The sequence below is a fragment of the Pseudoalteromonas sp. NZS100 genome, from assembly GCF_015864815.1.
In the GTDB taxonomy this organism is placed as follows: domain Bacteria; phylum Pseudomonadota; class Gammaproteobacteria; order Enterobacterales; family Alteromonadaceae; genus Pseudoalteromonas; species Pseudoalteromonas distincta.
Map to the genome: position 1 here is coordinate 35,985 of NZ_JADYWM010000005.1, position 14,068 is coordinate 50,052.

Annotated in this window: 13 protein-coding genes; 8 read left to right on the plus strand and 5 right to left on the minus strand. The window is 38.1% G+C overall.

Annotated elements, in window-relative coordinates; genetic code table 11:
- Nucleotides 1–238 precede the first annotated feature (238 nt).
- Nucleotides 239–2,362: a pyridoxamine 5'-phosphate oxidase family protein gene (locus I6E69_RS06640; RefSeq protein ID WP_197120870.1), complete on the plus strand. Its 2,124-nt coding sequence runs from the start codon at nucleotides 239–241 to the stop codon at nucleotides 2,360–2,362.
- 310 nt (nucleotides 2,363–2,672) lie between these two features.
- On the opposite strand, the gene I6E69_RS06645 is transcribed toward I6E69_RS06640, so the two are convergent.
- Together I6E69_RS06645 and I6E69_RS06650 are read right to left on the minus strand one after the other, a co-directional pair.
- The gene (locus I6E69_RS06645; RefSeq protein ID WP_197120871.1) at nucleotides 2,673–2,951 is read right to left on the minus strand and encodes a hypothetical protein; all 279 of its coding nucleotides are present in this window, start codon (nucleotides 2,949–2,951) and stop codon (nucleotides 2,673–2,675) included.
- A 211-nt stretch (nucleotides 2,952–3,162) separates the two neighbouring features.
- Nucleotides 3,163–3,786: a glutathione S-transferase gene (locus I6E69_RS06650; protein ID WP_197120872.1), complete on the minus strand. Its 624-nt coding sequence runs from the start codon at nucleotides 3,784–3,786 to the stop codon at nucleotides 3,163–3,165.
- Between the two features lie 116 nt (nucleotides 3,787–3,902).
- Between I6E69_RS06650 and I6E69_RS06655 the strand changes: the two genes are divergently transcribed.
- Entirely contained in the window at nucleotides 3,903–4,820 is a 918-nt protein-coding gene (locus I6E69_RS06655; RefSeq protein ID WP_197120873.1) for a LysR family transcriptional regulator, read from the plus strand.
- A 34-nt stretch (nucleotides 4,821–4,854) separates the two neighbouring features.
- On the opposite strand, the gene I6E69_RS06660 is transcribed toward I6E69_RS06655, so the two are convergent.
- Together I6E69_RS06660 and I6E69_RS06665 are read right to left on the minus strand one after the other, a co-directional pair.
- Nucleotides 4,855–5,706 carry a universal stress protein gene (locus tag I6E69_RS06660; RefSeq protein ID WP_197120874.1) on the minus strand — a complete coding sequence of 284 codons (852 nt, stop codon included), beginning with the start codon at nucleotides 5,704–5,706 and terminating at the stop codon, nucleotides 4,855–4,857.
- A gap of 10 nt (nucleotides 5,707–5,716) precedes the next feature.
- On the minus strand, nucleotides 5,717–7,207 hold the full coding sequence (locus I6E69_RS06665) for a SulP family inorganic anion transporter (protein ID WP_197120875.1): 1,491 nt from the start codon (nucleotides 7,205–7,207) through the stop codon (nucleotides 5,717–5,719).
- A gap of 595 nt (nucleotides 7,208–7,802) precedes the next feature.
- On the opposite strand from I6E69_RS06665, the gene I6E69_RS06670 reads away from it, so the two are divergent.
- From I6E69_RS06670 to I6E69_RS06690, 5 genes are read left to right on the plus strand one after another with little or no spacing between them, the layout of a single operon-like run.
- Nucleotides 7,803–8,201, plus strand: a complete 399-nt coding sequence (locus I6E69_RS06670) for a type IV pilin protein (RefSeq protein ID WP_138489201.1) — start codon at nucleotides 7,803–7,805, stop codon at nucleotides 8,199–8,201.
- A complete protein-coding gene (locus I6E69_RS06675) occupies nucleotides 8,192–8,644 on the plus strand; it encodes a prepilin-type N-terminal cleavage/methylation domain-containing protein (protein WP_138489200.1) in 453 nt (150 codons plus the stop codon). The genes I6E69_RS06670 and I6E69_RS06675 overlap by 10 nt, the downstream gene beginning before the upstream one ends.
- A complete protein-coding gene (locus tag I6E69_RS06680; protein ID WP_138489199.1) occupies nucleotides 8,638–9,048 on the plus strand; it encodes a prepilin-type N-terminal cleavage/methylation domain-containing protein in 411 nt (136 codons plus the stop codon). The genes I6E69_RS06675 and I6E69_RS06680 overlap by 7 nt, the downstream gene beginning before the upstream one ends.
- Nucleotides 9,045–9,557, plus strand: coding sequence for a PilW family protein (locus I6E69_RS06685; protein ID WP_197120876.1), 513 nt, complete (start codon nucleotides 9,045–9,047; stop codon nucleotides 9,555–9,557). The genes I6E69_RS06680 and I6E69_RS06685 overlap by 4 nt, the downstream gene beginning before the upstream one ends.
- Nucleotides 9,558–11,480 (plus strand): PilX N-terminal domain-containing pilus assembly protein, encoded by a 1,923-nt coding sequence (locus I6E69_RS06690; RefSeq protein WP_197120877.1) that lies wholly within the window; start codon nucleotides 9,558–9,560, stop codon nucleotides 11,478–11,480.
- A 90-nt stretch (nucleotides 11,481–11,570) separates the two neighbouring features.
- Here I6E69_RS06690 and I6E69_RS06695 read toward each other — a convergent pair whose 3' ends face one another.
- The gene (locus I6E69_RS06695) at nucleotides 11,571–12,299 is read right to left on the minus strand and encodes an NUDIX domain-containing protein (protein WP_101162754.1); all 729 of its coding nucleotides are present in this window, start codon (nucleotides 12,297–12,299) and stop codon (nucleotides 11,571–11,573) included.
- Between the two features lie 364 nt (nucleotides 12,300–12,663).
- On the opposite strand from I6E69_RS06695, the gene I6E69_RS06700 reads away from it, so the two are divergent.
- Nucleotides 12,664–14,019, plus strand: a complete 1,356-nt coding sequence (locus I6E69_RS06700) for an MFS transporter (protein WP_149602514.1) — start codon at nucleotides 12,664–12,666, stop codon at nucleotides 14,017–14,019.
- Nucleotides 14,020–14,068: the final 49 nt, after the last annotated feature.

Here is a 14,068-nt window from a genome sequence, read left to right on the forward strand (position 1 = left end):
TAACAGAGTGTTTGCAAAAATACAGCCAGTTTTTTAAGTTATTGTTTAAATTGTATTTAATGTTTTTTTAGAGTGAGGATAAAACCCGTTTTGTTATATGCTGGTGCGCGACTGGCACTAAGAGGGTGCAAGTATTGTCATTGTTTTGTGCATTATCAGTCAATAAAACACCCATTATCATTGATTGTATATTGAGTTAAATTTACCCCATGAAATACGCACACGAATTACGAGCAAAATGACTAACACAAACTCAATAGATGCTTCACCTTTTCATGAAGGCGAGCTGGCAATACAAGACAAACTCGGTAAACGAGAAATAATGGCAGCATTTGGTAAACGTGCCGTGCGCTCATTTATGCCAGAGCAGCATCAAGCATTTTTTGAGCAGTTACCATTTGTGGTTGCAGGCAGTGTTGATGAAAACGCTAATCCGTGGGTATCTATTGTTTCAGGGCAGCCAGGCTTTTTAAGCGCCCCAACGCCTACGTCGTTATTAATGACCCACGCGGTTGATAAAAACGACCCTCTACATAACACATTAAAGATTGCCGGGTCGCCAATTGGTTTATTAGGCATTGAGCTAAGCACGCGTAGGCGTAACCGTTTAAATGTGCGCGTAGGTGAGGCAATTGACGATAATAAGGTGAGCTTTAATGTTGATCAATCCTTTGGAAATTGCCCGCAGTATATTCAAACGCGCGACTTAACGTTTAATAGAGATCCTTTAGTTAAAAGTAGTGCAGTACAAAAAGTTGAATTTAATACACTTGATAACGCATCTAGTGTGTTAATTGACACAACCGATACATTTTTTGTATCGAGTTTTATAACCGCAAAAAACAATCCAAAAATTGAAGGGGTTGATGTTTCTCACCGTGGTGGGTTGCCGGGCTTTGTAAAGCGAGAAGGCAATACATTAACGATTCCTGATTACGCAGGTAACAATTTTTTTAATACCTTGGGTAACTTTTTATTAAACCCAAAAGCAGGTTTGTTATTTCCTGATTTTGACACGGGTAATGTATTAATGCTTACCGGCAGCGTTGAAATCTTATGGGACGGGCATCCAGAGTTAGAGGGCTTTATTGGCGCAGACCGAGGCTGGAAATTTACCCTCACTAAAGGAATGTGGCTAAAAAACTTACTCCCGTTTAGTGCTAAATTTGATGCTTATTCCCCTAACACTAAAATGACGGGCACGTGGCTTGAGGCTGATAAAAACAAACAAGCCGAAAAACTAAAACATACTTGGCAGCCTTTAAAAGTAACTAAAATAACGAAAGAAAGTAATGTAATTACCTCCTTTTATTTAGAAGGGCATAACAATACAACCTTGTTACCGTTTAAAGCTGGGCAGCATTTAACTGTACAAATACCAAGTAGTAGTAATAACAGTAATAACAAACCTGTTATTAGAACCTACACCGTTTCATCAAGCCCTCATGAACTCTTTTATCGGTTATCGATTAAAAAAGAACTCAGTGGTGAGGTGTCTAACTACTTTCATAATAACGTAAAAGTAGGTGACGTTATTTTAGCTAAATACCCACAAGGGCAATTTTTTATTGACTCAACCAATACTAAACCAGCGGTACTCATTGGTGGCGGAATAGGTATTACACCTATGATCTCAATGGCTAAACATATTGCCAATGAAGGGTTGAGAACCCGCTATACACGCCCTTTACATATTTTTCACAGTGCTAAAAACACCCAACAGCGTGCGTTTTATAACGAGCTAAAAACGTTAGCAGATACGAGTGGCGGCGCAATTGATTACTACTCACTTTTATCTCAGCCTGAACTTGATGAAAAGCAAGACAATGGCTTTAACGTAAAAGATGAGAGCTTTAATTTAAAAGGGCGCATAAATGCGGATGTGTTTAGGTATTATTTACCGCTTGATGATTACGAGTTCTTTTTATGCGGACCTGCTGCGTTTATGCAGCACGTATATAACGAACTGTTATTGCTCGGTGTGCAGGATAAAAATATATTTGCTGAAGCATTTGGACCCTCCAGTATTAAGCGCAAAGTACTTAACACAAACGAAGCGCCTAATAAAAGCAAAGAGATTAGCACTGAGGAAGCCGACAACACCGTAATTAAATTTAGCAAATCGGGCTTTGAACAGCGCTGGAATAAAGGCGATAACACTATACTTAATGTAGCCGAATCCCATGGTTTAGAACCTGAATTTGGCTGCCGAAACGGCAGCTGCGGCAGTTGCGCTGTAAAAATAAACGCAGGCGCTGTGGTTTATCGTAATAGCGTAAGTTACCCAGTAGAGACAGGGCAAGCGTTAATTTGCTGCGCCTTACCTGCTAAAGGTATTGAGGTGCTTGATATAGAGCTGTAGCCCTCAAACTGCTGCAGTTAAACTGCGATGGATTAGTATCACATCTGTGGTTATGAGTAGGCTTCTTCATGTGTGGTACTGATCGAAGCAATCCTATTTCTTAAATCAGAATTTGAAGATGAATAATCATTAGCAAGAGGGAACAAGCACAATTTGAAAATTGAAGCTATTAGGTTGTCGTCACTATATCGCTTTGCTATTTAGTTATCGGTTACATCAAGCTTAGTTCAAAGCTTGCTACAAGCGTTAAGCGAGTTAGAAGCATGCAATTCATAATCTACGTTTTATGTTTTATTGCGGGGTGGTTAATTTATTTAGTAGTTAACGATTTTTTTGATTCACTTTGGCTTATTTTTGTTTGTAATAAAGTAATACGAGAGTTTAGCTTTTTAAAGGCTAAGTGAGCGTAAAAATAATGCAAGAAAAAAGCAACAAATCCAGAAGCTGCGATTGCAATTAATGGCTCAGTAAAAAACAGTAAAGCCAATATGATTGTTGAAAATACGACCGATAGTAGTAAGAAGTGAACTGAGCTAAACATTCTTCTATTTTGCTTTTCAAGTTGAGTAATATGTGAATCTAGATCCATTTTTGAACGCTCCGTGGTATTGCGCATTATGATTACGCTATTGCTTTAGTTTATCGGCCTCTATTATCGAAGTATATAAGTTACTAATATATATCCATTGATAGCAAACTCCTTGAGCAGTTGTCAAAATTTAGATTAATTCGTGAAGTAGATTATTTTTTACAAAAAGAGGCTAAGTAGCCTCTTATATAGCAGTATATAAAGCTTAAAATTAAGCCAACAAACCTGCTTTTGTTTCAGGCATTGCTATAAAGCCATCAAGTTTACGTACATTGTTTAGCCATCTTAAAATATTTGGGTATTGTTCAAGTGATACACCGCCCTCTGGTGCGTGCGCTATGTACGAAAAGTTGGCAATGTCAGCAATAGTAGGTTGAGTGCCTACTAAGTACTCGCGATTTTGTAAGTACGCATCCATTGTTTTAAATAATGTGTGGGCAATGTTTATCGCGTTTTGATGATCAAGCTCTGCGCCAAATACCGTAACTAAACGCGCCGAGCACGGGCCAGAAGCCACAAGCCCTGCAGCAACGCTCAACCAGCGCTGAATGTGCGCTTGAACAGTAATATCTTCTGGGTACCAGGTTCTGTTAGCATCAAACTTTTGTGCCAAGTACAGCAAAATAGCGTTTGAATCGTTAATAACGTCATCGTTATGTTTAAGTACGGGTACTTGCCCAAAAATATTCATTTTTAGAAAGTCAGCTTGCTTTTGTGCGCCGTTTTGCAGTGCAACATCAACCATATTTACATCAAGCTTTAAAAGCGATGTAAATAATTCTGCACGATGTGAATGACCAGATAAAGTAAAACGGTATAGCGTTAGATTGCTCATGGGTTGTCCTGTTTTTAATTTTGAATAGTGATTTTTAATAACGCTATTCTTTCACTATTATCAGTTTTGAAAAACCGAGCTAGTAAGGAATAAATGTCAATGCTATATTGACAATCATGGATACTATTATTGGCATTAAAACAATCATAGCGGTTGTTGAAACAGGCTCTTTTACAGCCGCAGGCGACAGACTAGGGCTTTCAAAGGCGCTGGTTAGTAAATACGTGGGCATTGTAGAGCAAGACTTAGGGGTTAGATTATTTAACCGCTCCACGCGCAGAATTTCGATTACCGAAGCGGGGCAAAGTTATTACACAAGCGTAGTACCTGTAATTGAAAGCTACAGTGAAATGCTCGATAACTTATCGGGTCAAACAGCGCTTGCTAGCGGTAAACTTAGGGTGAGTGCGCCGGTGTCGTTTGGTGAATCAAACCTTGCGCCATTAATGCCTGAGTTACTGAGCCGATACCCCGATTTAAGTATTGATTTAGTGCTTTCAGACAAAACAATTGATTTGCTAGAAGAGGGGGTTGATTTAGCAATAAGAATTGGCAGTGTGTCTGATTCTAATTTAATTGCGAGGCAAATTACCAGTTACCCTTTAATTTTATGTGCGTCAGCCGAATACATTCAGCGTTTTGGTGCACCAGCGAGTGTTGATGAGCTTGAACAACACGCCACAGTGATTGATAGCAACTTTAAAATAGGTCGCCATTGGCCACTTGTTTCACCTACTGGTGAGGCATTAACGGCAAGCGTAAACTCGCGTGTTTCGGTTAATAACCCACAAGCAGTAAAAGAGGTGGTTGTAGCGGGTGGTGGTATTGGCTTAATCCCTGAAATAGTGGTGAGAGACGATATTGCATCGGGCAAGCTTGTGCAGGTTATGCAAGGCTATAAAACCTTTGAGTTTGGCTTATTTGCTATTTATCCGCATAGAAAGTTTGTGGCTCAAAAGGTTACGTCGTTTATTCAGTTTTTATTTGAAAAGTTTGAAGCTAAGCCAAAAACAAAAAAGCCTAAAATCAGTTAAGTGATTTTAGGCTTTTTGGTGCAGGTTATTAAATTTATTTTAAAATAACCACAGGCACATCGCTGTTCTCGAGCATTTTAATGGTGTTACTGCCCACAAAAAACTGCCTTAGTTTAGAGTGCCCAAATGCACCCATTACAATTAGGTCTACATTATTTTGCTCTTTATATTGCATTAACGAGTCGAAAATATTGCCCTCTAAAAAGCTTGCCGACACTTCAAAGTCCATACTGATAAGCTTGTGCTGTGCATTAACAAATTTTTCTTCAAGGTCTTTTTCGTTATTTTTAATACTCACTAAATGACAATGCAAACCATGTAATAAGCCGCCATCAATCACTTGTTGTAGCGCTTTGTCGGCTGTTTCGCGACCGTCGTACGCAATCATAAATGAGGTAGGCTGTTTAAATGTTTCAGGAATAAGCAAAATAGGTTGTGTTGCATTACGCACTAAGGTTTCTATATGTGAACCCAGCACCGCAAAGCTATTACTATGTCCCGCACCATTTTGGCCAATAACAATAAGGCGTGTGTCGTCTTTTAAGTCTATAACGGTATCGAGTAAATCACCGTGGCGCTTAATTAATTCAAAATTAGTAATACCTGCCGATTTAGCATGCTCACTTACTGAATTTAGTAATTCGTCAGCCATTTTTAAACTTACTTTGCAGCGTTGTTCGTCAAGCTTAGTCATTTCATCAAGAAGTGTTGACTGTGCACCAAGCCCAATACTACCAGAGTAATCACCAACATTTGTTCGCTGCGTTTTTTCAATTGTATGCACAAAGCTAATTGGTTTATTTAGCTTTTTTGAAGCCCAAATAGCAGCATCGGTTACATTTTTAGTAATGGCTGAGCCATCTACATAGGTAATTATTTTAGTCATTGCATTCTCCTTAATGTCCGCCAAGTAGTTTTTCGACTTCTTCAGGGTTGTTATGCACACCAAATTTATCAATTACAGTTTCGGTTGCGCTATTCATACCAATAATATTAACAGTTGCGCCTTCACGCCTAAATTTAATGACCACCTTGTCGAGTGACGATACACCAGTTATATCCCAAAAATGTGCATGGGTTAAATCAATTACGACGTTAGAAACTGCATTTTTAAAATCGAACGATGCAATAAATTGCTCAGCTGAGGCAAAAAATACTTGGCCAACTACTTCATAGGTTATTTTATCGTTGCTTTCATCATGGTTAGCTTTAACCACCATGAAGCGACCAATTTTATTAGCAAAAAACAGCGTAGCTAACAACACGCCTACTAAAACGCCAATGGCTAGATTATGCGTGGCAACAACCACAATAACGGTGGAAATCATCACTACATTTGATGAAAGCGGGTTCTTTTTTAAATCCTTAACAGATGTCCACGAAAACGTACCAATCGATACCATAATCATTACGGCAACTAAGGCTGCCATAGGAATTAACTGCAGCCACTCATCTAAAAACACCACCATAATGATTAAAAATGTGCCTGCAATAAAGGTAGAAAGCCTGCCGCGACCACCCGATTTAACGTTAATAATTGATTGCCCAATCATAGCGCAACCCGCCATACCACCAAATAAACCTGCGCCAATATTAGCAATACCTTGGCCCTTACATTCTTTATTACGATCGCTCGTTGTATCGGTTAAGTCATCAACAATAGTGGCGGTCATCATTGATTCAAGTAAGCCCACAACAGCAAGACCAATTGAATACGGTAAAACAATTTGCAGTGTTTCGAGTGTTAGCGGTACATCGGGCCATAAGAATATAGGTAGAGTGTCTGGCAGTTCGCCCATGTCGCCAACGGTTCTTATATCAAGACCCAAAAATATTGAAACCAGTGTAATAACAACAATACACACTAAAGGAGAGGGAAGTATTTTGCCAATAGTTGGAATATATGGGAATAAGTAAATAATACCTAAGCCCGCTGCGGTCATCGCATAAACATGCCAAGTAACATTAGTCAGCTCAGGTAACTGCGCCATAAATATTAAAATCGCCAGCGCGTTTACAAACCCTGTTACAACAGAGCGCGATACAAAGCGCATTAATTCACCGAGCTTTAAAAAGCCTGCAAATATTTGTAGTACTCCGGTAAGTAAGGTAGCAACCAGTAAGTACTCCAGACCATGATCTTTAACCAGCGTTACCATTAACAGTGCCATTGCACCGGTGGCCGCCGATATCATGCCAGGACGTCCGCCTACAAAGGCAATAATAACCGCAATACAAAATGAGGCATATAAACCTACTTTTGGGTCAACACCGGCAATAATAGAAAAAGCAATCGCTTCAGGTATTAGGGCAAGCGCCACAACAATACCAGCAAGCACATCGCCACGAACATTAGAGAGCCAATCTCTTTTTACGTGATCAAACATGTAATAAACCTAATTAGTTAGTTTCCCAAAGTATAGGGGAATATTTTATTTAAATAACAGTGATTCTCGCGCAGGCGGCGATTAAGGTTGCACGTAACGTGCTGATGAAAAAGGGGAGTGGTTGCCTAGGGCGGCGTAAGTTTCAAGAAAAAAGCTCCTTTGAGTTTATTTGCTTATTAAGTAAAAATAGCATAATCAGAAGTTTGTTTCTAGAGACTAGTAGAATAGAGGGTTATATTTGCTTAGTAAAACCTTTGTTACATTTTAGAAACATATAAAACAAGTAAAGTATTAACTTTTAGTTTTCCTGTTAATTATATAAAAGCAACATGGTATCTTAACATTAAATTGTTAAGGTAATTATAATGCTACATTATTTTAAACTCTTGTTTATTGCACTTTTTTAGTGCGCCGTAGCATTATTTTGATTTTATTCGGTGCGCTATTTTATTTAAATAAATGCTTCTAAATATTCTAACGTTATATTGTTGACAAGTTGTTACCGCTCGCTATTATACACCCCACAAAAATTCAAATTACTTTTTATTTCAAGTGAAAATAAAACATGTTTGATATAAATAATGGAATTAAATAAGTGAAAACGGAGCAGTTAAGGAAACCTTACGGTTTTACCCTTGTTGAATTAATGATAGTAATTGCAATTATAGGTATTTTATACTCAGTTGCACTTCCAAGTTATACGAGTTACATACAGAAGAGCCGAAGAGCTGATGTTCAACAGATTTTGCTACAGCAAACGGCTGTTCTCGAAAGACAATACACGCGCGTTGGTGGTTACCCAAATACATTTACTTTTCCTACCTCAGATTATTACTCCTTTAACTATACAACCGATGCAACTACAGGCGCTTCAAATGGGTCTGAATTTACAATACAAGTTACACCTAAAGGTGCTCAGAAAAGTGATGAGTGTGGCAAGTTGTCTGTAAATCAAAGTGGTACTAAGTCAGCAGATAAATCGCAATGTTGGTAAAAAAAAGCCTTGGTTTTACTTTACTCGAAGTTTTAATCACGATGACCATCATTGGTATTTTAACTGCTGTTGCGGCTCCTTCGTTTATTACTTTTATAAAGCGGGATAGATTAGTTACAAATTCGAATCAACTGCATAGTGTTTTTAAATTTGCGCGTAGTGAAGCCATTAAAAGAAATCAAAGTGTTTCTCTCAAAACGTCGAATAAACAATGGCTAGTAAAAACTGCTATTAATTCAACGCAAACCACGTTAAATATTTTTGAAACTACACATAGCAGCATTTCTGTAGATTTAAAGAATATTAATATTTCAAGTACGGGTGAATTAGGCCAAATGTATCAAATCTTGGTGAGTGATAATGACAGAACAACTGTCGACTTTACTTTATGTATTTTACAAAGTGGGCAAAGTTGGTTAGTTGAGGCCCCAGAGACATGCTAATAAATTACAGCAAAGGGTTTTCTCTTTTAGAAGTTATGGTTGCTTTAATTGTCGCGACGGTTGCATTGTTAGGGCTTGCTTCAGGCCAACTAAAATCATTGCAATATATTACAAACAGCTTTAATTATACGGTGTCAATAATTGAGGCAAATAATGTTTTAGAGCGTATTTGGCCTCATTTATGTGAGCTACAACAAACAGATCCAAGTTTGTACAACGATGCTGACTTTAGAAATTATTTGTCCCCACAAATTGATGCATATACACTCACTCTACCTGCTAACTTTTCAAATGATTTATCGGTTGAAGTAACTTGGCAAGATAAGCGTTTGACTGACAACTTAGAAAATCGCGTTGTAATTACAGGAAGCTTCCCAACACTACCTGATGGTTGCACGCCATGAAACATCTAATACATAAACATAAAGGCTTTACTTTAATAGAGCTTATGGTTGCACTTGCTGCAGGCATGTTTCTATTAGGCGGGGTGAGTCTGGCTTATTCTTCAATTAATAGCAGTACCAGCACAGCTAAAGATTTAGAAAATGCATTAGATGTAATCCGATTTAGCAGTAAAGTATTTACACGAAGTCTAAAACAAACCAACTCAGTCCCTACTTACACAAATAATATTCTAAGTGTTGAGCAAGAGGCGTGGGCAGCTGCTTGTACTGGCTTAACTATTAGTACGCAATTCATCGAAAAATATAGCCATGAAGATGACTCATTATTTTGTGATGTAGGGAATGGAAAAGTAAAAATATTAAAAGGTGTTAATGCAATTAGCTACGTAATTGATAACAACGTAGTGAGTGTCCTTGTAGAACCTACAAACTTACCAAGCCAATTCAATAACAGCTTAGTGATTGATATATCTTTGTCGCAAATGGTAATGAATAAGGCATTTCAATAAATGAAAAATACATCTGGTTTTACACTTGTTACTGTACTTATTTTAACATCTATGGCTTCAATTGTTGTACTTAGTACTCTTAGAGATAGTGTGATTCAGGAGCGCTTGAGTGGTAATTTTCAGAAAAAGTTGAACGCAAGGCTGATGTCTGAGAAAGGGGTATTTTCAAGTATTGAAAAACTAGAAACAGCAATGCTTGCAGACCCGACTATAAATATTAACGATTTAATAGCCCATAATAGTGAAGTTTCTGGTACAAGTTCGCTTGAATCTAGTATATACAATGCAACCATTGAGATTGATAGTAATGGCGATATTTTAATTTCTAGCGAAGGTACTCGCTTTGAAGGTGAGAACCAAATGCAAGCTATATTCGAATATGTAGCTGGTGGGGGCGGAACGACCAGCAGTGCCTCAGTTTTTTCGAATGGAATTACAGGATGTTCTGGTGTTGCAATTAGTGGAAGTGGCTTAATTGATAGCTATGATTCGTCTTTAGGGGATTATAACGACACACTAGCTGATGGTAACAAAAATACATCAGAAGAATCTTTTGTTAATACAGTTAACGACTCTGGTGATATTACGCTCAATGGTAGCGGTACAATTGAAGGTAATGTTTTATCTTCTAGTAATTTATCAATTGTTCAAGGCGCTGATATTACAGGAAATATTCATAGTAATGGAAATTTAATACTCTCTGGTGGCGTGGTCGTTGGAGGGGATGCATCGGCATATTTAAGTTTCACACAAAGTAGTGGTACTGTTTCAGGTAGTATTTCAGCAAACCAATCTGTATCAGTAAAGCAAACTCAAGTTGGTGGTGATATTAGTTCATCAGGTCCAATTTCTATTACAGGTAAAGCAGTCCAAGGAACAATTCGTTCATATGATTTAGTCGCTCTTAATCAAACAACAATATGGCACGGCGTGTATACCTCCGGTAATTATGAGCAAACAGGGGGAAGTGTATACGGTGGAGTGCGTGTTCAAGGTAATGTGACGCTTAAACAGTGGGGCAGTACTATTGATAGTAAAGACCTTAGATACGCAGGTAATGGCTCTTTTAAGGGTGACACACCAGAGTATGCTTTTTCACCTTATAAAGTATCAAGTACAGCCATATCAATACCAACTATTGAGCCAGTTGAAAAAATAACACCAGAGAGTGAAAATAATAGAGGGTTAACTGCGTGTGATCCACTTGATATTGCAACAGCAATTGATAGCGTGTCAGTTAATACGGCAAGCCCTGATCTTTTTATAAACAATAATAGCAGAGCAGGTGACTTACTCGAATTAGAAACTAATGAGGCTAACTTTTTAGTAGACTTTGGAAGCACTCCAGATAGTGCCATCACTGCTAAAGCTGCAACTTTCCTTGATTCAGCAACTCAAATATTTTATTTTAATGATGTAACAATTAAAGGGCGAATGCAGGTAAAAAGTAATCACAATGCAGTTATGTTTGTAGATGGCGATTTTACAATGAATGGCGCAAGTTCACTAACAATCCCTGATAACAGCAGCTTAACTATCATAATTAAAGGAAAGCTTAAGATAGGAAATGGGGCACAAGTTTACGCACCTGACAATGGGATTACAAATGAAGGCAGGCCCGTTTTTAGTATTTATAGTTCTTACAGTGGAAATGATACTGGAATAGAGTTTTCAGGTGGTACACGAGAGCTTTATGCTGTTATATACGCACCACTTTCACAAGTTAAAGTTACTTCAGCAGTTGGTTTTAAAGGGTCTATTTTAGGAGATACTGTTATTGTAAGCGGCGCTGGTGGTATTCACTTTGACACGGCATTAAATGAAGCCAGTTTTGGTGGTTCTTCATCTGGTGGTAATGGATCTGCAAGCAAGTTAGTTTTCAAAGGATGGCGCTTTACCCCCGTTGAAAAAAGCAATGAATAACAAAGCTATTAGGTCATTATTCAAAGCTCAATTCTATAAGGGAATCTATCAAGATTATTGAATTAATTGCTTTGACCAATATTTGCATACTTAAAACTCAAACGTAAAACCAAACTCTCTTAATTTTTCATATACGTTTATATCAAAACGGTACAAAGTAGCAGCTCGGTGAGCTACGTTGGTTTGTTTTTCTTTGCAGTTTATTAGCAAGTTCATTTTTTGGAACTTACGTCTAAAGTTAGGTTTATCGAGTGATTTATTTAAAATTGACTCGTAAATTCCTTGTAGCTCAAGCAATGTAAACTTTTCAGGGAGCAGGCTAAAACCAATCGGCTCGTGCCTTACTTTATAGCGTAAGTAATCTAAGCCACTTTTTAAAATGTCGGCGTGGTCAAACATTAAAGGGGGGACGTTATTTACATCAAACCATTCACATTCTAAAGCATTGTCGCCGCTCACAAGATTGGTTTCTTCAAAGCGTACGAGCGAATAGTAAACAATGGTTATAATACGTCTAGCAGGGTAGCGGTCAACGTTACCAAACGCACCTAACTGATCTAAGTACAGGTTTTCAACACCGGTCGTACTTTTAACAACACGTAAAGCTGCAAGGTCTAAGTTTTCATCTTTACGAACCCAATGACCAATTAAACCCCACTGGCTTGTTGCAAGGCCGCGGTTATATTTAACTAGCAACACCTTTAACTTACCTTCATGAATAGCAAATACAATATTATCTACGGTTAGATTACTAATGCAGTCATCAGGAATCGATTCTTCGTCGATGTTGTTAGAAATGTTTGATGTTTTATAGTGCATAAATTACTCAGCCAAAGCTATACGAAGATATTGTTATAAAGACTATTAAGGGTATATAAAAGGTGGGTAAAGCGCAAATAAAAAGCTTTTATAATTCCTATTTAAAACAATCACATCTATTTAATTAATCACTTTATACACTGTACCTGTTTTTACGCGTTAACGCCGATATTCGGCTTTGGTTTGGTATTGGTTTTTTATTGAACGAATAATACCTTTGTATGTTAGTAAATTTAGCGCTTAATTAGCGCCATGTATTAAATAAATTACTGGTTGATTAAAAATGTAACATAAATGTTTACATGCGCCAAAAATGCATATAGTATTTTTGACTATATCGATTTGCATTGAAAATTGAGCACACATGAACAACACAAAACACACACTCACAATTAAAGAAAAAATAGGGTACGGCCTTGGTGATACAGCCAGTAATATTGTATTTCAAATGGTCGCTAACTTTATGTTGATATTTTATACCGATGTTTACGGTTTATCTGCAGCCGCTGCGGGTACCTTATTATTAGCGGTTCGTTTATTTGATGGTATTACCGACCCTATAATGGGCAGCATTGCCGATAGAACGCGCAGCCGTTGGGGCTCTTACCGCCCATATATATTATTTTTAGCCGTGCCTTACGGTGTGTTTGCTTGTTTAGCATTTATAACCCCAGATTTTGATTCTACGGGCAAGCTTATATATGCCTACTTTACTTACGGGCTATTAATGACGTGTTATACCGCTATTAATATACCTTATGGCGCACTTGGCGCAGTAATGACAAACGACCCTAAAGAGCGTGCATCGCTTCAGTCATATCGATTTGCAATGGCAATGGCAGCTCTGCTTGTAATTGTATGGGCACTGCCAAAGCTGGTTGCTTTTTTTGGCGACGGCGACGATGTAGTAGGTTACCCGCTAGCAATGGTGTTTTTAGGCGGACTTGCTGCGGCTTGTTTTTTACTATGTTTTAAAATGACTAAAGAAACAAAACAAGTTAAACCCGCGCAAACTAAAAAGAATGCCTTCCTTGAATTTTTAAGCTTATTTAAAAACGATCAATGGGTTGTAATAGCCGTTATAAGCCTAGCAACATTAATCTTAATTGGCGTTAGAGCCTCTGTAGCGCCGCATTATATTAAGTACTACGTAGGAGAAGCCTCACTTACTTCTAACTTTTTAACACTATCAGCAATTGGCTCAGTACTAGGCGCTGTGTCTACTAACTTTTTAACCAAATTTATTGAAAAGAAAACACTTTTTATCGCCGCGTTAGTGGTGGTGATTGTTTCTCATAGCATGTTCTACGTACTTGAGAGCGACGCCATAGTTACCATTTTTATCGTCTACTTTATTGCTAACTTTGCCCACATGATAATTACCCCAATTATGTTTTCAATGGTGGCAGATACGGTTGACTACGGCGCCTTAAAAATTGGTCGCAGATTAACCGCTGTTACGTTTTCGGGCCATTTATTAGCAATAAAACTAGGCTTTGCAATCGGCGGTGCGATTGCTGGTTGGATATTATCTGGCTATGCATACGTGCCTAATCAAGAACAGTCAGAACACACGTTATCAGGCATTTTACTCGCCTTTGCCGGCATTCCAGTAATTTGTACCGTGGCATGTTTAATTTTTATAACACGTTACAAACTTACCGAGCCTGAAGTAAAGCGCATTCAAACGCAGCTGGCTGATAACAAAACCATAAACTAATTTAGCAGCCCACTTTGCGCCTTTTTAAAAGCGCAAAGTGGGCAGGCAA